At 73.5% G+C, this 17,205-nt stretch carries 19 protein-coding genes; 8 read left to right on the top strand and 11 right to left on the bottom strand.

What is annotated here, in order from left to right; all coding sequences use genetic code 11:
* Positions 1–16 precede the first annotated feature (16 nt).
* From MUU72_RS25105 to MUU72_RS25095, 3 genes are read left to right on the top strand one after another with little or no spacing between them, the layout of a single operon-like run.
* Complete coding sequence (locus MUU72_RS25105) at positions 17–691, top strand: urease accessory protein UreF (RefSeq protein ID WP_248015662.1); 675 nt, start codon at positions 17–19, stop codon at positions 689–691.
* A 59-nt stretch (positions 692–750) separates the two neighbouring features.
* Positions 751–1,446, top strand: coding sequence for an urease accessory protein UreG (gene ureG / locus MUU72_RS25100; protein WP_248015661.1), 696 nt, complete (start codon positions 751–753; stop codon positions 1,444–1,446).
* Positions 1,443–2,264, top strand: a complete 822-nt coding sequence (locus MUU72_RS25095; protein WP_248015660.1) for an urease accessory protein UreD — start codon at positions 1,443–1,445, stop codon at positions 2,262–2,264. Before ureG ends, MUU72_RS25095 begins: the two co-directional genes overlap by 4 nt.
* A 35-nt stretch (positions 2,265–2,299) precedes the next feature.
* Here the strand turns inward: MUU72_RS25095 and MUU72_RS25090 are convergent, their stop codons facing one another.
* From MUU72_RS25090 to MUU72_RS25075, 4 genes are all read right to left on the bottom strand, one after another.
* Entirely contained in the window at positions 2,300–2,674 is a 375-nt protein-coding gene (locus tag MUU72_RS25090; protein WP_066975160.1) for a roadblock/LC7 domain-containing protein, read from the bottom strand.
* Between the two features lie 66 nt (positions 2,675–2,740).
* Positions 2,741–3,151 carry a roadblock/LC7 domain-containing protein gene (locus MUU72_RS25085; protein ID WP_248015659.1) on the bottom strand — a complete coding sequence of 137 codons (411 nt, stop codon included), beginning with the start codon at positions 3,149–3,151 and terminating at the stop codon, positions 2,741–2,743.
* A gap of 70 nt (positions 3,152–3,221) precedes the next feature.
* Positions 3,222–4,085: a hypothetical protein gene (locus MUU72_RS25080; RefSeq protein WP_248015658.1), complete on the bottom strand. Its 864-nt coding sequence runs from the start codon at positions 4,083–4,085 to the stop codon at positions 3,222–3,224.
* Positions 4,086–4,094: 9 nt separating this feature from the next.
* Positions 4,095–4,478 carry a hypothetical protein gene (locus tag MUU72_RS25075; protein ID WP_248015657.1) on the bottom strand — a complete coding sequence of 128 codons (384 nt, stop codon included), beginning with the start codon at positions 4,476–4,478 and terminating at the stop codon, positions 4,095–4,097.
* 403 nt (positions 4,479–4,881) lie between these two features.
* Here MUU72_RS25075 and MUU72_RS25070 point away from each other — a divergent pair, with 403 nt between their 5' ends.
* Entirely contained in the window at positions 4,882–6,489 is a 1,608-nt protein-coding gene (locus tag MUU72_RS25070) for an alpha/beta hydrolase (RefSeq protein WP_248015656.1), read from the top strand.
* A 268-nt stretch (positions 6,490–6,757) separates the two neighbouring features.
* The gene (locus tag MUU72_RS25065) at positions 6,758–7,168 is read left to right on the top strand and encodes an SSI family serine proteinase inhibitor (RefSeq protein WP_248015655.1); all 411 of its coding nucleotides are present in this window, start codon (positions 6,758–6,760) and stop codon (positions 7,166–7,168) included.
* Between the two features lie 34 nt (positions 7,169–7,202).
* Here the strand turns inward: MUU72_RS25065 and MUU72_RS25060 are convergent, their stop codons facing one another.
* From MUU72_RS25060 to MUU72_RS25040, 5 genes are all read right to left on the bottom strand, one after another.
* On the bottom strand, positions 7,203–7,361 hold the full coding sequence (locus tag MUU72_RS25060) for a hypothetical protein (protein ID WP_248015654.1): 159 nt from the start codon (positions 7,359–7,361) through the stop codon (positions 7,203–7,205).
* Between the two features lie 136 nt (positions 7,362–7,497).
* The gene (locus MUU72_RS25055) at positions 7,498–8,457 is read right to left on the bottom strand and encodes a cytochrome c oxidase assembly protein (RefSeq protein WP_248015653.1); all 960 of its coding nucleotides are present in this window, start codon (positions 8,455–8,457) and stop codon (positions 7,498–7,500) included.
* Positions 8,458–8,573: 116 nt separating this feature from the next.
* Complete coding sequence (locus MUU72_RS25050; protein ID WP_248015652.1) at positions 8,574–9,599, bottom strand: 6-phosphofructokinase; 1,026 nt, start codon at positions 9,597–9,599, stop codon at positions 8,574–8,576.
* 181 nt (positions 9,600–9,780) lie between these two features.
* On the bottom strand, positions 9,781–10,509 hold the full coding sequence (locus MUU72_RS25045) for a type 1 glutamine amidotransferase (RefSeq protein ID WP_248015651.1): 729 nt from the start codon (positions 10,507–10,509) through the stop codon (positions 9,781–9,783).
* Between the two features lie 38 nt (positions 10,510–10,547).
* Complete coding sequence (locus MUU72_RS25040; protein ID WP_248015650.1) at positions 10,548–11,786, bottom strand: MurT ligase domain-containing protein; 1,239 nt, start codon at positions 11,784–11,786, stop codon at positions 10,548–10,550.
* Between the two features lie 186 nt (positions 11,787–11,972).
* On the opposite strand from MUU72_RS25040, the gene def reads away from it, so the two are divergent.
* The gene (gene def, locus MUU72_RS25035; protein ID WP_248015649.1) at positions 11,973–12,548 is read left to right on the top strand and encodes a peptide deformylase; all 576 of its coding nucleotides are present in this window, start codon (positions 11,973–11,975) and stop codon (positions 12,546–12,548) included.
* 16 nt (positions 12,549–12,564) lie between these two features.
* Here def and MUU72_RS25030 read toward each other — a convergent pair whose 3' ends face one another.
* Positions 12,565–13,263, bottom strand: coding sequence for a TetR/AcrR family transcriptional regulator (locus MUU72_RS25030; RefSeq protein WP_248015648.1), 699 nt, complete (start codon positions 13,261–13,263; stop codon positions 12,565–12,567).
* 188 nt (positions 13,264–13,451) lie between these two features.
* Here MUU72_RS25030 and MUU72_RS25025 point away from each other — a divergent pair, with 188 nt between their 5' ends.
* Positions 13,452–14,675, top strand: a complete 1,224-nt coding sequence (locus MUU72_RS25025; RefSeq protein ID WP_248015647.1) for an acyl-CoA dehydrogenase family protein — start codon at positions 13,452–13,454, stop codon at positions 14,673–14,675.
* A gap of 70 nt (positions 14,676–14,745) precedes the next feature.
* On the opposite strand, the gene MUU72_RS25020 is transcribed toward MUU72_RS25025, so the two are convergent.
* Positions 14,746–14,919: a hypothetical protein gene (locus tag MUU72_RS25020; RefSeq protein ID WP_248015646.1), complete on the bottom strand. Its 174-nt coding sequence runs from the start codon at positions 14,917–14,919 to the stop codon at positions 14,746–14,748.
* Between the two features lie 339 nt (positions 14,920–15,258).
* Here MUU72_RS25020 and gcl point away from each other — a divergent pair, with 339 nt between their 5' ends.
* Positions 15,259–17,040, top strand: coding sequence for a glyoxylate carboligase (gene gcl / locus MUU72_RS25015; RefSeq protein ID WP_248015645.1), 1,782 nt, complete (start codon positions 15,259–15,261; stop codon positions 17,038–17,040).
* Positions 17,041–17,205 lie beyond the last annotated feature (165 nt).

Genomic DNA, 17,205 nt, shown 5'->3' with positions numbered 1-17,205 from the left:
ATCCGGAGCACCATCGATGAGCCGCGCTGCGCTGCTCGTCCTCGCCGACGGCCGGTTCCCCGCCGGAGGGCACGCCCACTCGGGCGGCGCCGAACCGGCCGTCACCGCGGGACACATCAAGGACGCCGCCACCCTGGAGACCTTCTGCCGGGGGCGGCTGCACACCGCGGGCCTGGTCGCGGCCGGCCTGGCCGCCGCGGCCGCGGCCGGCCTGGACCCGCTCCTCCTGGACGACGCCGCGGACGCCCGCACGCCGGTCCCGGCGCTGCGCCAGGTCGCCCGCCGGCTCGGCCGGCAGATGATGCGGGCCGCCCGCGCCACCTGGCCCGGGCCCGAGCTCGACGCGCTGGCCGCGGCCCGCCCGCGTGGCGCCCACCAGCCCGTCGTCCTCGGTCTGGCGGCCCGGTCCGCCGGCCTGACGCCGCTGGACGCCGCGTACGCCGTCGCGTACGAGAACATCAGCGGCCCGGCCACCGCCGTGGTCCGCCTGCTGAGCCTGGACCCCTTCGACGCCACCGCCGTCCTCGCCCGCCTCACCGGCGACCTCGAACAGGTCGCCGCGCAGGGTGCCGAAGCCGCGGACCGCGCCGCCACCGAGGGACTCGACGCCCTGCCCGCCGCCTCCGCGCCGCTGCTCGACATCGCCGCCGAAGCACACGCCGCCTGGCCGGTCCGGCTCTTCGCGTCCTGACCTTCCCACCCGCACGACCACGCCGCGCACCCCGCGGCCGTACGACCCACGGAGGCACCATGCACCTCGACCACCAGGACGGCTTCCCCGAGCGCCACACCTACAGCGCGGCCGGCCCGGTCCGCCCGGACGGCACCCGGCGCGCGCTGCGCATCGGCCTGGGCGGCCCGGTCGGCACCGGCAAGACCGCCACCGTCGCCGCACTCTGCCGCCAGCTGCGCGACGAGCTGTCCATCGCCGTCGTCACCAACGACATCTACACCCGCGAGGACGCCGAGTTCCTGCGCCGCGAGGCGGTCCTGCCGACCGAGCGGATCGTCGCGGTGGAGACCGGCGCCTGCCCGCACACCGCCATCCGCGACGACATCTCCGCCAACCTCGAAGCCGTCGAGGACCTGGAGGACACCGTCGGCCCGCTCGACCTGGTCCTGGTCGAGTCCGGCGGTGACAACCTCACCGCCACCTTCTCCAAGGGCCTGGTGGACGCCCAGATCTTCGTCATCGACACCGCCGGCGGCGACGACATCCCGCGCAAGGGCGGTCCCGGCGTCACCACCGCCGACCTGCTCGTCATCAACAAGACCGACCTCGCGCCCTACGTCGGCGTCGACCTGGAGGGCATGGCCCGGGACGCCAAGGCCCAGCGCGGCGACCTGCCGGTCGCCTTCACCGCCCTCAAGCAGCCCGGCGGCGTCGCGCCGGTCGCCGAGTGGGTCAAGGCACAGCTCGCCGACTGGACCGCGGCCCAGGCATGACCCGCACCCTGCCCCGCACCGACACCCCGCAGGCCCCCGCCCTCCCGGCGGGCGGCCTGCGGGCCACCGCCCGCATCACCGCCCGGGCCGACGCCGGCGGCACCACCCGGCTGCCCGTCCTGGACGGCGGCGGCCCGTTCGCGCTCCGGCACATCCAGTCGCACGCCGACCAGGCCCGGGTCTGCCTGATCGGCGCCATGCACGCGCCGCTCGGCGGCGACCGGCTGCGCATCGAGGCCACCGCCGAGGCCGGCACCTCGCTGCGCGTCACCGCCGCCGCGGCCACCGTCGCGCTGCCCGGCCGCACCGGCGACCCGGCCACCTACGACGTGCACCTCACCGTCGGCGAGGGCGCCCGGCTCGCCTGGCTGCCGGAGCCGCTGATCTCCGCCGAGGGCAGCGACCTGCGCATGACCACCACCATCGACCTCGCCCCCACCGCCCGCCTGGTCTTCCGCGAGGAGCAGATCCTGGGCCGCAGCGGCGAGCGGACCGGTGCGCTGCGCAGCCGTCTGACGATCCGTCAGCACGGGCGGACGCTGCTCGACCAGGAGACCGCCTACGGCCCCGGCGCGCCCGGCTGGGACAGCGCGGCCGTCCTCGGCGGCCACCGGGCCATCGGCCAGTACCTCGTGGCCGGGCCGGAGTTCGACGACAAGCCGGCCGAGGTGCGGCTGCTGGGCGCGGCGGCCGGCGGGGACGCGGACCGCGGCCAGGGCGTCCTGGCCCCGCTCGGCGGGCCCATGGCGCTGGCCACCGCGGTCGCCCCCGACGGCCTGGCGCTGCGCCGGCTGCTCGACGAGGCCGCGGCCGGCTGACCGGCACCCCGGGAGCGCCCGGCGCACCGGGTGGCTCACACCTCCAGATCGGTCTCCAGACGGGCAAGGCGGTGCCGCGCCAGCGCGAGGTTGGCGCGCTTGCGGTCCAGCACCAGATACAGGAACAGGCCGCTGCCGTTCTTGCCCGTCACCGGCCGGATGAGGTGGTACTGCGAGGTCAGGGTGATCAGCATGTCCTCGATCGTGCCCTGCAATTCCAGCATCTCCATGGTGCGCAGCTTGGCGCGCACCACATCGGTGTTCCCGGCCGCCGCCACATTGAGGTCGAAGGTCTGCGGGTCGCCCAGGGTGGCCAGGGCCATCCCGCTGGTGTAATCGACCAGCGCGACACCTATCGCGCCCTCGATCGTCGACATCGCCTCGGCCAGCGCGGTTTCCATCTGCGTCATGAGGGGTGGGGCCTTTCCGTGGTGTGCGGTGGTGGTGCTCGGGTCTTCTCGAAAACGCGGGGGGGCTCAGCGGTGCGGGGCGGCCGGCGCGGCCGGCGCGTCGAGCAGCGCCGCGATCCGGGCCGCGGTGCGCCGGGCCTGGAGGTGCAGCCGGCCCACATTGGTGTCGGGTCCCGCCACGGCGGTGAGCACCGCGCGGTTCCCGGCGGCGTACGCCGCGACGTAGCCGCGGCTGCCCCGGGTCAGCGACTCCTCGAAGCCGCCCTGCCCGGTGGCGTCGGTCAGCCGGGTGGCCACCCCGATCGCGGCGGCGGTGAGCGCCGCCAGGCCGTCCGGTTCGATGTCCGGCAGGTCATGCGCGATCACCATGCCGTCGGCGCTGGCGACCATGCCGCCGTGCAGCTGCCGGACGTGGTCGCGCAGCGCGCGCAACTCCGCCCGGACGCCGGCGGCGATCGCCTCGGTCTCCCTGGTCATCGGTCTCCTGACGCTCCTTCTTTTGGCACGCGGGGAAAAGACGTGCCTCATGGCCGGGGTTCACAGGGGTTCACAGGTTCTCCTCCAGTGCGGTACGCAGACGGACCAGCAGGGCGGCGTCCGGATCCGCGGTCGCCAGCACGCCCGGGTCCGGCAGGTGCCAGGCCGTGGGGCCCGGCGGGGCGTCCGCCGCCCGCGGCCCGTCCCGGAACGCCCCCGGGCGCCGCCGGGGGAGCGCGGCCGGCGCGGGCAGCCGCACCCGGCCGGCCGCGGCCAGCCGCCGCACCTCCAGGACGGTCAGGAACGCCGACCGGCCCAGCGCATGGGCCAGTTGGCCCGGGGTACGCCGCCCGTCGGCGTGCGCCAGCAGCCACCGCTGCCGTCCGGTCAGCGGCCGCCCGCCCGGCGCCGGGGGGACGGGGACGACCGGCGCACCGTCGGCCGCCGCCCAGGCACCCAGCCGGTCCAGCTGCGCCCGCCGCCGGGCCACCGCCGCCAGCAGGGCCCCGGCGCCCACCGGCCGGACGACGCCCAGCCAGTGCGCCTCGCCCGGGGCGAACGAGACGCTGCCGGGCGCCGGCGGCAGCACGAAGCAGGCCGCGTCGAGCATCGCGGTCAGCTGGCACAGCTCCAGCTCCCCGCGGGTCAGCCAGCCCCGCCCGACGAGGAACCGCGCGCCCTGCCGGTCCGCGCCGGCCGCCTCCTCGGCGTGCCGCCAGCATTCCGGCGCCAGCCGCCCGGCCGCGGCGAGCCGGGTGCCGGGCCCGGGGGCCGCCGGGCACTCGACGCAGTACACCGCGCCCTGGTGGAGGTAGACGCAGCCGGCCGGGCCGCGCAGCGCGCCGGTGGCCCGCTCGGCGGCGTACCGGTCGAGGGGCCCGGGCCGGCCGCCGGCCGCCGGCCGCGAGGGTCCGGGTGCGGAGAGCGATGCCATGGCGCCCCGTCAGCCCTCCGCCAGTTCGGCGGCCAGTTCGCGCAACCGCAACCGGGCGATGGCGAGGTTGGCCCGGTCGCGGTCGAGCCAGAGGTGCAGACAGGTCTGGCTGTCGAAGGCGGTGGGCACCAGGCGGACCAGGTGGTAGCTGCGCCCGGTCGTGACGATCAGGTCCTCCAGCGGCTCGGCGTCGCCGCCCGCGGTGTCGAACGTGGCGTTGCGGGCCACCGCCTGCACCAGCTCCGCGGTGTCCGCCGCGGCCGCGTCGTGGTCGCCGTGCGGGGCGCGGCCGGCCGTCCCCAGCGTCAGCCCACTGGTCCAGTCGGTCAGCCCGGCGCCGAGGACTCCGGGGACCCCCATCGCGCGGGCCAACACCTGGTCGATACCGGGCACTTGACGTCTCCCTCCGGCGAGCGCACTGCACCAGGCAGCGCACGGCACAACGCGGAGGCTCCCCCACATGGCGGTGCGTGGGAGAGCCTGCACGGAAGGTTACTGAAGCTGGTACGGACCGCACCGGCATATGCGCCCGGCCGGGGCCGATTGACCGGTTCTCGCCTCTCCTCGGCCCGTTGTCGGCGTTCTGTTGACCGCCCGCCCGAAGGGCCGGCCGCCGCGCCCCGGCCGCCCGCCGCCGGCGCCCGGCCTTCCCGGGCAGAGGTGCCCCAACCCTACGGATTGATAAAGAAATTATGGCCCGATCTGTTCAAACATGGCCCGTACACGACAGGATCCTCCCTGTAGCTCTGTGATCATCGCCGCCACAAGCGGCGCACCATGCAGGGGGATCAACCACGTGAGACGAACAGCAGCGCTCGGCGCCGCCGGCACCCTGGTGACCGGCGCGCTCCTCGCCGGCGCGATAGCCACGCCCGCCGCCGCCGGGGACCGCCGGCCCGGGGGCACCACCGAGGCGCACGGAGTGGCGATCGCCGCCGCCCGGGCCGCCGAGGCCGGCATCAAGTGGCAGGACTGCCCCGCCGACTGGGGCCTGGCCGCCCCGATCCAGTGCGGATATGTCACCGTCCCGGTCGACTACACCAAGCCCGACGGCCGCACCCTCAAGATCGCCGTCGACCGGGCCGCGGCCACCGGCACCCCGCAGCAGCGGCAGGGCGCCCTGGTCTACAACCCCGGCGGCCCCGGCGGTTCGGGCATGCGCTTCCCGACCCGCGTCACCGGCAAGAACCCGCTGTGGGCCAAGACCGCCCAGGCGTACGACTTCGTCGGCTTCGACCCGCGCGGCGTCGGCCACTCCGCCCCGATCTCCTGCCAGGACCCGCAGGAGTTCACCAAGGCCCCCAAGGCCGACCCGGTGCCGGACAGCGAGGCCGACAAGCGCGCCCAGCGCAAGCTCGCGTACACGTACGCCCAGGGCTGCCTGGAGCGCACCGGCCGCACGGTCCTGTCGCAGATGACGACCGCCAACACCGCCCGCGACCTGGACGTGATCCGCGCCGCGCTCGGCGAGAAGAAGCTCAACTACCTCGGCGTCTCCTACGGCACTTACCTCGGCGCCGTCTACGCCACGCTCTTCCCGGACCACGTCCGCCGGATGCTGGTCGACAGCGTCGTCAACCCCTCCCGCGAGAAGATCTGGTACCAGGCCAACCTCGACCAGGACATCGCCTTCGAGACCCGCTGGGGCGACTGGAAGAAGTGGGTGGCCCGGAACGACGCGGCGTACCACATCGGCGACACCCCGGAGAAGGTCCAGGCCGCCTGGGAGAAGCTGCGCGCCACCGCCAAGAAGCACCCCATCGGCGGCGTGGTCGGCCCGGCCGAGCTGACCGGCTTCTTCCAGAGCGCCCCGTACTACGACTCCTCCTGGGCCGAGGTCGCCAAGGTCTGGAGCGCGTACCTGGCCGGTGACGCCAAGCCGCTGATCGACAACGCCGGGCCGCACCCCGACGACAAGGCCGGCAACGCCAAGGCCGAGAACAGCAACGCGGTCTACACCGCCGTCGAGTGCACCGACGTCAAGTGGCCCACCAACTGGCGCACCTGGGACCGCGACAACACCCGCGTCAACCGCCAGGCGCCCTTCATGACCTGGGCCAATGCGTGGATGAACCTGCCCTGCGCGAGCTGGCCGGTCAAGCAGCAGACCCCGGTCGAGGTCCGCACCGGCAAGGGCCTGCCGCCGGTGCTCATCGTGCAGAGCACCCGTGACGCGGCGACCCCGTACGACGGCGCCGTCGAGCTGCACAAGCGGTTCGCGGGCTCCCGCCTGATCACCGAGCGGGACGCCGGTTCGCACGGCGTCACCGGTCTGGTCAACCCCTGCATCAACGACCGGGTCGACGCCTACTTCCTGAAGGGCACCACCGACCCGGCGGACGTCACGTGCGCCCCGCACGCCACGCCCGTCCCGCAGAAGCAGACGGCCAAGGCCGCCGGCTGACCCACCACCGGGGGCGGCGGGGACCACGTCCCGGCCGCCCCCGGCGCATAGCGGTTCACGGGGGGACGGACCACGGCCGCCGCCGTACAGAAGCCGTCGCCGCCCCCCCCGGCACCCCCGCGGTCCGTACGCCGGGCCCGCGAATCCGCCGGTCCGTCCGGGCGACCGCCCGGCGTGGCCCCTTGAGCCCCGGGGCGCGGCGGAGTGGCCTGGGGCCGCCGGGCGCCGTCCGGCCCCCGCGCCCGCCCCGAGCGTTCCAGGAGCCCCGATGCCGCTCAGCCGCCGACGCCGCAGCCGCCCCACCCGTGCCGCCGCCGCGGCGGGCGCGGCCCTGGTCCTGTGCGCCGCGCTCGCCCCGGCGGCCCGCGCCGGCGAACCCGCCGACGGCCTGTTCCTGACCGTCGCCGGCGCCGGCGACACCTGGATCCGCGGGGTCCGGCTCGTCTGCCCGGCCTCCCGCGGCCCCCATCCGCACGCCACCGCCGCCTGCGACGAACTGGCCCGGGCGCACGGCGACCTGGACGCGTTGCGCGGCGACCCGCACCTGTGCACCCGGGAGTACGACCCGGTCACCGTCGCCGCGTCCGGCAACTGGCGCGGCGTTCCCGTCGACTGGCGCCGGGAATACCCCAACACCTGCACCATGGACGCCGCCACCGGCCCGGTCTTCCGCTTCTGACGCCGCCGCCCCCCGGCCCGTCCGCCGCGCCCGCTCACACCCGCCGCGCCGTCACCACCCCGACGGTCACCAGCGCCAGCACCACCCACAGGAACCAGACCCAGCCGTTCCCCCCGAACACCACGGTGTAGGCGGTCGCCGCCACCAGCGCGCCCACCGTGCACACGGCCATCGTCCTGGCAGATCCGGGCATACCCGCAACCTCCTCACGGCGGCCCGCCGCGGACAACGCCACGGGCCGCGGCCTGGGACCATCGTCCCCGGCCGCGGCCCGTGCCGCCAGATGACCATGCGCCGCCCGGTCCGTTCCGGCCGCGGCGGCACCGGCGTTACCGCCCCCGCGCGTTGAGCGACGCCAGGTAGGCGTTGTAGTCCGCCAGGTCCTTGTCGCCGTTGCGGTCCGCGGCCCGGTCGGCGCGCTGCGAGACCCGCTCCTCGGACTTGTACCACTGGAAGACCAGCGCGATCAGCACCACCACCGACGGGATCTCGCTGAACGCCCAGGCGATGCCGCCCGCCGCCTGCTGGTCGCCCAGCGCCTCGATGCCCAGCGAGGCCGGCGGGTGCAGGAAGGTGTCGACCATCGGCTCGGACGCCATCATCAGCGCGATGCCGAAGAACGCGTGGAACGGCATGCCCGCGAAGAGCTCCAGGATCCGCATGATGTGACCGGGCCGGTGCGGGCCCGGGTCCACGCCCATGATCGGCCAGAAGAAGACCAGCCCGACCGCGAGGAAGTGCACCATCATCGCGATGTGACCGGCCCGGGACTCCATCAGGAAGTCGAACAGCGGGGAGAAGTACAGCCCGTAGAGGCTCGCGATGAACATCGGGATGGTGAACGCCGGGTGCGTGATGACCCGCATGTAGCGGCTGTGCAGCAGCGCCACCAGCAGCTCCCGCGGCCCCTTGCGGCCCCGCCCGGCGGCCGGCAGCGCCCGCAGCGCCAGCGTCACCGGCGCCCCGAGCAGCAGCAGGATCGGCGAGAGCATGCTGACGATCATGTGCTGGACCATGTGGACGCTGAACATCACCATGCCGTAGTCGTTCAGCTTGGTGCACATCGACAGCGCCACCGTCAGCACGCCCAGCGCCCACGCGGCGACCCGGCCCGCCGGCCACGCGTCGCCGCGCCGCCGCAGCCGGACCACCGCCCAGCCGTACAGCGCCAGCGCCAGCAGGCAGCCGACGAGGAAGAACGCATCACCACCGAACGCGAGGCCCCGCGCCAGCGTGAACGGCGGCAGGTCCATGTTCATGCCGTCCATGCCGTGCCCGCTGTGATGCATCCGCTCGCTCCTGATTCGTACCAATGCTCCGGCGACAAGCGTAGAGGCGCCCCCGGCCGGGGCGACGGCCGGGGGCGCCTGTCGCGGGTACGCGCCCGCGGCGGACTACGGACGGCTCACAGCACGCACTCCGCCTCGTCGTAGCGCTCGGCGGGCACCGTCTTCAGACTCTCCACCGCCTCGGCGAGCGGCACCAGCGTGATCTCCGTGCCGCGCAGCGCGGTCATCATCCCGAACTCCCCGCGGTGCGCGGCCTCCACCGCGTGCCAGCCGAAGCGGGTCGCCAGCACCCGGTCGTACGCGGTCGGCGTCCCGCCGCGCTGGACGTGGCCGAGGATGACCGGCCGGGCCTCCTTGCCGAGCCGCCGCTCCAGCTCCACCGACAGCTGCCGGGCGACCCCGGCGAACCGCTCGTGCCCGTAGACATCGGTGCCGCCCTCGTCGAAGGCCATGGTGCCCTCGCGCGGCTTGGCGCCCTCGGCGGCCACCACGATCGCGAACTTCTTGCCGGCCTCGAACCGCGCGGCGACCCGCGCGGTCAGCTCCTCGATGTCGAACGGCCGCTCCGGCACCACGATCGCGTGCGCACCGGCCGCCATGCCCGAGTGCAGCGCGATCCACCCGGTGTGCCGCCCCATCACCTCGACGATCATCACCCGCTGGTGCGACTCGGCGGTGGTCTTCAGCCGGTCCAGCGCCTCGGTGGCCACCCCCACCGCGGTGTCGAAGCCGAACGTCACGTCGGTGACCGCGATGTCGTTGTCGATGGTCTTGGGCACCCCGACGATCGGCAGCCCGGCGTCCGACAGCAGCCGCGCCGCCTTCAGCGTGCCCTCGCCGCCGATCGGGATGACCGCGTCCAGCCCCAGCTCGGCGACGTGGCCGCGGGCCCGCTCGACGCCGTCCCGCAGATGGGCGGGCTGTACCCGGGACGACCCGAGGATGGTGCCGCCGCGGGCCAGGATGCCGCCGACGGCGTCCAGGTCGAGCTTGCGGTGATCGCCCTCCAGCAGGCCCTTCCAGCCGTCCATGAAACCGATCACCTCATCCCCGTGATCGGCGGTGGCGCGGTGGACGACGGACCGGATGACGGCGTTCAGACCGGGGCAGTCGCCCCCGGAGGTGAGGACACCAATGCGCATTGCTCGTAACAAACCCATCGAGATTCAACCGGATTCCCGGACCCCGTCGTCCGGTTGGATGCCGCTCAGCCTACAAGCGCGCCGCCCTGCGGCACACGCGCGCCCGCACTGCGGACGCCCGGGTACGGAAAACGGCCGGATCCGGGCCGCGGGACCCGGATCCGGCCGCTTTGAAGGGCCGTCAGGCGTTCTCGGTCGCCGCCGCGATCCGCTCCTGGCGCAGCGCCTCGTACCACCGGTCGTCGGCCGGCGGCAGCGCGTTGACGTCCAGCGCCAGCTTGATCAGCAGGTCCGCGATGTGCGGGTTGCGGGCCATCACCGGGCCGTGCATGTACGTCCCGAAGACGGTGTCGTTGTACGCGCCCTCGTACCCGTCGCCGACGCCGTTGCCGTTGCCGAACCGCACCGTGGCGAACGGCCGGGCGCTCTGCCCCAGGTGCGTCACGCCCTGGTGGTTCTCGAAGCCGGTCAGCGGCGGCAGCCCCAGCTTCGGGTCGATGTCGGCCAGCACGTCGCCCACGCACCGGGCGCCCTCGCCGCGGGTGCTGACCACGTCCAGCAGCCCCAGGCCCTGCTGCCGCTCGCCGAGGTCGTTGATGAACTCGTGGCCGAGGATCTGGTAGCCGGCGCACACCGAGAAGACGATCGCGCCGTTGGAGACCGCGCGGTCCAGGCCGCCGTCGCGGATCAGCCGCTCGGCCGCCAGCCGCTGCGGCCGGTCCTCGCCGCCGCCGATCAGGTAGATGTCCCCGGAGGTGGGGATCTGCTGGTCGGAGCGGACGTCCAGGCGCTGGACGTCCAGGCCGCGCTGGCGCGCCCGCCGCTCCACCACCAGGACGTTGCCCTGGTCGCCGTAGGTGCTCAGCAGGTCCGGGTAGACCCACACCACGCGCAGGCTGTTGTCACTCATGCTCGCTCGTCCTTGTCCGTACTGTCGGTGGACCGCACTCAGTTGCCCACGCGGCGGCGCAGGTCCTGGAAGGCCGTGTAGTTGGCGATGACCTCGATGCGGCCCGGCGGCGCCATCCGCACCGCGTCGTCGAGGGTGTCGCACACCTCGAAGTCCAGCCCGGCGACCTCCAGGCGCACCGCCAGGTCCAGCTTGCGGTCGCCCAGCACGAACAGCGGGTGCCCGGCGAGCCGGGTGTAGTCCACGTCCCACAGCCACGAGGTGTCGGTGCCGTCCGCGCCGCGCGCGTTCACCGACATGATCACCGGGGTCGGCGGCCCGTCGATCAGCGAGAAGGTCTCCAGCCAGCCGGCCGGGTTCTTCGCCAGCAGCAGCCGCAGCTCGCGCTCCTGGAACGACACCACGTCGTACCGGCCGGCCACCGCCTGCACCGCGAACATCCGCTCCAGGGCGACCTGCGGCGGCACCCCGAAGGCGGCCGCGACCGCGGCGGAGGTGGTGGCGTTGGCCTTGTTGGCGCGGCCCGGCAGCTGGAGCTTGATCGGCCAGGCACTGCCGTGCGGGTCGAGCACGTGGTCGCCGGAGAGCGCCCAGCTGGGCGTCGGGCGGCGGAAACCGCACTCGGCGCAGAACCAGTCGTCGCCCGGCCGCTGCATCACGCCGCCGCACGACGGGCAGGACCAGGCGTCGTCCTTCCACTCCTGGCCGGCCGCTACCCACACCACGTTCGCCGACGACGAGGCCGCCCAGACGATCAGCGGGTCGTCGGCGTTGGCGATGATCAGCGCCTTGGAGCCGGACAGGCCCTCGCGCCAGCGCTCGGCCAGCATCCGGGTCTCGGCGGCCCGGTCGAGCTGGTCCCGGGAGAGGTTCAGCAGCGCTATGGCCTTGGGCGTCACGTCCCGGGCCACCGTCGCCAGGTACTTCTCGTCCACCTCGATGACGCCGTACTTGGCGTCCGAACCGCCGGCCAGCGCCGAGGTGATGCCCGCGGGCATGTTGGCGCCCAGCGCGTTGGAGACCACCGGGCCGCTGGCCCGCAGCGCCTCGGCGATCAGCCGGGTGGTGGTCGTCTTGCCGTTGGTGGCGGACACCAGGACCACGTCCAGGTGCCTGGCCAGCGAGGCCAGCAGGTCGGGGTCGAGTTTGAGCGCCACCCGGCCACCGATCACCGATCCGCTGCCGCGTCCCGCCGCGCGCGACACCGCTGCCGCGGCCTTGCCGGCCGTCACGGCCAGCTTGGCCCGCGGCGACAGCGGCTCCGTGTTGCCTGCCATCGTCCTAGATCCTCCTTGCATCCGGCACGCTCCTGCCCGCGAAGGCCGCCGGGGGAGCGCCTCCTCCGCGGCCGCCGACCGGCCGGAGGCTTCGGTCGGAGTGCAGCCTATCGAGATCCGGCGCCCGGCCCGAACTCCGCCACCTGTGTGACGTCATCCGGTGCGTTCGGCCCGTACGCTGGGCGCATGCGCCACCGCACCATCCCGGGCAGTTCCGGCCGCCCCCGCCCGCTGCGCCTGTACGGCGATCCCGTGCTGGCCCGCCCGTGCGCGGAGGTCACCGCCTTCGACGGCGAGCTGGCCGCGCTGATCGAGGACATGTTCGCGACGATGTACGCCGCGAACGGGGTCGGCCTGGCCGCCAACCAGATCGGCGTCCCGCTGCGGGTCTTCGTCTACGACTGCCCCGACGACGAGGACCGCCGGCATCTGGGCCACCTCGTCAACCCCCACCTGGCGGAGGCCGACGGGCCGGTGATCCGCGGGCCGGAGGGGTGCCTGTCGCTGCCCGGCATCGAGGCCGGCACCCCGCGCCCCGACCACGCCGTGGTGACGGGGTTCACCGCCGCCGGGGAGCCGGTCACGGTGGCCGGCACCGGCTTCTTCGCGCGCTGCCTCCAGCACGAGTGCGACCACCTCGCCGGCGGCCTCTACGTCGACCGCCTCACCGGCCTGCGGCGCCGCCGGGCGCTGCGCGCGGCGGCCCGGGCCCCGTGGGCGGCGGACCGGCCGGACGTGGACCGCGCGGCGGCGCCGGCCTGAGTCCGGCCGTCCGGCGTCAGAAGCCCGGGCCGTCGGCCAGGTCCTTGACGGTGGCCAGCTGGCCCCACAGCAGATCGGTGAGGTGGTGCACCAACTGCTCGCGGGAGCAGGGGCGTTCGCGCAGCCACCAGTCGCCGGCCGCGTGCATCATGCCGACGATGCCGTGCCCCCACACCCGGGCCCGCTCCGCGCCGTCCGGCCCGAGGTCGAGCCGTTCGGAGATGACCTCGGCCAGTTCCTCGCCGAGCCGGCGGAGCAGGGGGGCGGAGTGCCGGCCCACGTCGAAACCGGACTCCGCAGGGAGGTCCTCGTCGGCCGGGTGCATCAGGAAGCGGTAGACCTGGGGCCGGGCCTCGATGGCGGCCAGGTAGGCGTCGAGGGTGGCCTCGACCCGGTCCCGGCGCACGGACGGGCCGTCCAGGGCGGCCCGGAGGTTGGACAGCAGGGCGTTGGTGTGCCGGACGGCCAGGGCGCGGTAGAGGCCGCCCTTGTCGCCGAAGTGCCGGTAGAGGATCGGCTTGGTGATCCCGGCCTCGGCGGCGATGGCGTTCATCGACGCGCCCGGGCCGTCGCGCAGCACGATGCGTTCGGCCGCCTCCAGCAGCTCCCGCCGTCTGCGCTCGGTCGCGGACCGCTGCCGGTCGCCGCCTTCCGTGCCGTCCCGCGCGGTGCCGGCCTGCCCGGTGGTCCGCCCGGTGCGCTCGATGCTGTCCATAGTCGTGGTGCCCCCTTGTGAATGCGTGGCGCTCGCGCAACGTAACACCCGGACTCGGCGAGACCCGAACCGCGCGGCGCATGGGACTCCCGGGAGGAGTTGACATCCATTACTGGCGAGTAACAGACTCGGGGCATCGCACGGGTTACCGCAAGTAATCGCTGGCCGTACGCGCCACTGGAGGGGACATGGCCGAGTTCACCATGGAGCTCAACGACGAGCAGAGGGAGGTCCGCGACTGGATCCACGGCTTCGCCGCGGACGTCATGCGCCCCGCCGCCGCCGAATGGGACGAGCGCGAGGAGACCCCCTGGCCGGTCATCCAGGAGGCCGCCAAGATCGGCCTGTACTCCCTGGACTTCTACGCCCAGCAGTTCTTCGACCCCACCGGCCTCGGCATCCCGATGACCATGGAGGAGCTGTTCTGGGGCGACGCCGGCATCGCGCTGTCCATCGTGGGCACCGGCCTGGCCGCCGTCGGCGTCCTCGCCAACGGCACCGAGGAGCAGATCGGCACCTGGGTCCCGCAGATGTACGGCGACGCCGACGACGTCAAGGTCGCCGCGTTCTGCTCCTCCGAGCCGGACGCCGGCTCCGACGTCGCCTCCATGCGCACCCGCGCGGTCTACGACGAGGCCAAGGACGAGTGGGTGCTCAACGGCACGAAGACCTGGGCCACCAACGGCGGCATCGCCCATGTGCACGTCGTGGTCGCCGTGGTGGACCCGGAGCTGGGCTCCAAGGGCCACGCCTCGTTCATCGTCCCGCCGCACACCCCCGGCCTGTCCCAGGGGCAGAAGTTCAAGAAGCACGGCATCCGCGCCTCGCACACCGCCGAGGTCGTCCTGGAGGACGTCCGGGTCCCCGGCCACTGCCTGCTCGGCGGCAAGGAGAAGCTCGACGAGCGGCTGGCCCGCGCCCGCGAGCGCGCGCAGGGCGGAGAGCGGGTGCGGAACGCGGCGATGGCCACCTTCGAGGCGTCCCGTCCGGCCGTCGGCGCGATGGCCGTGGGTACCGCCCGCGCCGCGTACGAGGAGGCGCTGGAGTACGCCAGGACGCGGGAGCAGTTCGGCCGCCCGATCATCGACAACCAGGGCGTGGCGTTCCAGCTGGCCGACATGCGGACCCGGATCGACGCCGCCCGGCTGCTGGTGTGGCGCGCCTCCTGGATGGCCGCCACGGGCAAGAAGTTCGAGCACGCCGAGGGCTCGATGTCCAAGCTGTTCGCCAGCGAGACCGCCAAGGAGGTCACCGCCCAGGCCATCCAGATCCTCGGCGGCAACGGCTTCACCCGCGAGTACCCGGTCGAGCGGATGCACCGCGACGCCGCGATCTACACGATCTTCGAGGGCACCAGCGAGATCCAGCGGCTGGTCATCGCCCGCGCGCTGGCGGGCATGCCGATCCGCTGACACCGCGGGACACCGCCGAAAGGGCGGGGGCCGGGCGAGAGCCCGGCCCCCGCCCTTTTGCGCGTGCGCGTCAGTCCTTGCCGTCGCGGGGGGCGAAGTGCAGCAGCCGGTCGGCCTCGCGCTGCGTCTCCTGCGCCGCGCGGCGGCTCTCGGCGAGGACGTCGCCGTGTTCCGAGACGAGGCTCTCGTAGATCGGTGAACCGCTCGCCGGGGCGGGCGCGGGGGCTGGGAGGGGGGCGGGCATCGATAACTCCTGAAGAATTCGGTCTGTGCCGGCGGCGGCACCACGGTGCGCGCGCGCCGCCGCGCGCCCGACTACCCAACCACGCCGGACCCATGCGGGGTCCCGTATGTGATCAGTTCCACGTCCACCAGGTGAGACGGCGCCGTCCGCCCAGTGTGCTCCTCCTTCCTCGCGCGGTATCGCGCCGCCCTCCCGCGGGCCGGGACGCCTCTTGACGGGTTGCACGTCTCGCTCTACGTTCCTTCCATAAAGCAAAACATTAGTTCCATGATGCGGAATTAAGTCACTCCGGCCCCTTCGGCCGGACGTGCCCGTGACAGGTCGACGCAGGAGTACTCGATGCCTCGAATGACAGCCGCCCGCGCTGCGGTGGAGATCCTCAAGCGCGAGGGCGTGACCAACGCCTTCGGAGTGCCGGGCGCGGCCATCAACCCCTTCTACGCGGCGCTCAAGGCCGCGGGCGGGATCGACCACACCCTGGCGCGCCACGTCGAGGGCGCCTCGCACATGGCCGAGGGCTACACCCGGACCAACCCGGGCAACATCGGCGTCTGCATCGGCACCTCCGGCCCGGCCGGCACCGACATGATCACCGGCCTCTACTCCGCCACCGGCGACTCGATCCCGATCCTGTGCATCACCGGCCAGGCCCCGACCGCGGTGATCCAGAAGGAGGACTTCCAGGCCGTCGACATCGCCTCGATCGCCAAGCCGGTCACCAAGGCCGCCACCACGGTCATGGAGGCCGCCCAGGTCCCCGGCGTCTTCCAGCAGGCGTTCCACCTGATGCGCTCCGGCCGCCCCGGCCCGGTCCTGATCGACCTCCCGATCGACGTCCAGCTCACCGAGATCGACTTCGACCCGGAGACCTACGAGCCGCTGCCCGCCTTCAAGCCGGCCGCCACCCGCGCCCAGATCGAGAAGGCCCTGGCGCTCCTCAACGAGTCCGAGCGCCCGCTGATCGTGGCCGGCGGCGGCATCATCAACGCCGACGCCGCCGACCTGCTGGTCGAGTTCGCCGAGCTGACCGGCACCCCGGTCGTCCCGACCCTGATGGGCTGGGGCATCGTCCCGGACGACCACGAGTTGAACGCCGGCATGGTCGGTCTACAGACCTCGCACCGCTACGGCAACGCCACCTTCCTGGAGTCCGACTTCGTCCTGGGCATCGGCAACCGGTGGGCCAACCGCCACACCGGCAAGCTGGACCTCTACACCCAGGGCCGGAAGTTCGTCCACGTCGACATCGAGCCGACCCAGATCGGCAAGATCTTCGCGCCGGACTACGGCATCGCCTCCGACGCCAAGGCCGCCCTGGAGCTGTTCATCGAGGTCGCCAAGGAGCTCAAGGCCGCCGGCAAGCTGCCCGACCGCAGCGACTGGGCCGCCTCCACGCAGGAGCGCAAGGCCCAGCTCCAGCGCCGTACGCACTTCGACAACATCCCGATGAAGCCGCAGCGCGTCTACGAGGAGATGAACAAGGCGTTCGGCCCGGAGACCCGCTACGTCACCACCATCGGCCTCTCCCAGATCGCCGGCGCGCAGATGCTGCACGTCTACAAGCCGCGCCACTGGATCAACTGCGGCCAGGCCGGCCCGCTCGGCTGGACCATCCCCGCCGCCCTGGGCGTGGCCAAGGCCGACCCGGAGACCCCGGTCGTCGCCCTCTCCGGTGACTACGACTTCCAGTTCATGCTGGAGGAGCTGGCGGTCGGCGCCCAGCACAAGATCCCCTACGTCCACGTGCTGGTGAACAACGCCTACCTGGGCCTGATCCGCCAGGCGCAGCGCAACTTCGACATCAACTTCCAGGTCAACCTGGAGTTCGAGAACATCAACTCCCCGGAGCTGGGCGTCTACGGCGTGGACCACGTCAAGGTCGCCGAGGGCCTGGGCTGCAAGGCCATCCGGGTCACTGACCCCAGCGAGCTGGGCGCCGCCTTCGAGGAGGCCAAGAAGCTGGCCGCCGAGCACCGCGTCCCGGTCGTCGTCGAGGCGATCCTGGAGCGGATCACCAACATCTCGATGGCCGCCGCGGAGATCGACAAGGTCAACGAGTGGGAGGAGCTCGCCACCGAGCCCGGCCACGCCCCGACCGCGATCAAGCCGCTGAAGGTCTGACGTCGAGCCGGAGGAGGGGCCGGTTTCCGGCCCCGATCCGGCCGACGTGCCGGACGCGGCTTGACCGCCGCGTCCGGCACCCGCAACATCCCGTAAAGCAAAAATCGAAATCCGCTATCCGGAAGGAGCGCCGGGCCCTATGGGTTTCACGGACACGCGCTTCAA

It is taken from the genome of Streptomyces rhizoryzae (assembly GCF_023155275.1).
GTDB classification, from domain to species: Bacteria; Actinomycetota; Actinomycetes; order Streptomycetales; family Streptomycetaceae; genus Streptomyces; species Streptomyces rhizoryzae.
Note: the sequence above shows the minus strand (reverse complement) of the source record. Positions and strands in the feature narration are given on the sequence as shown.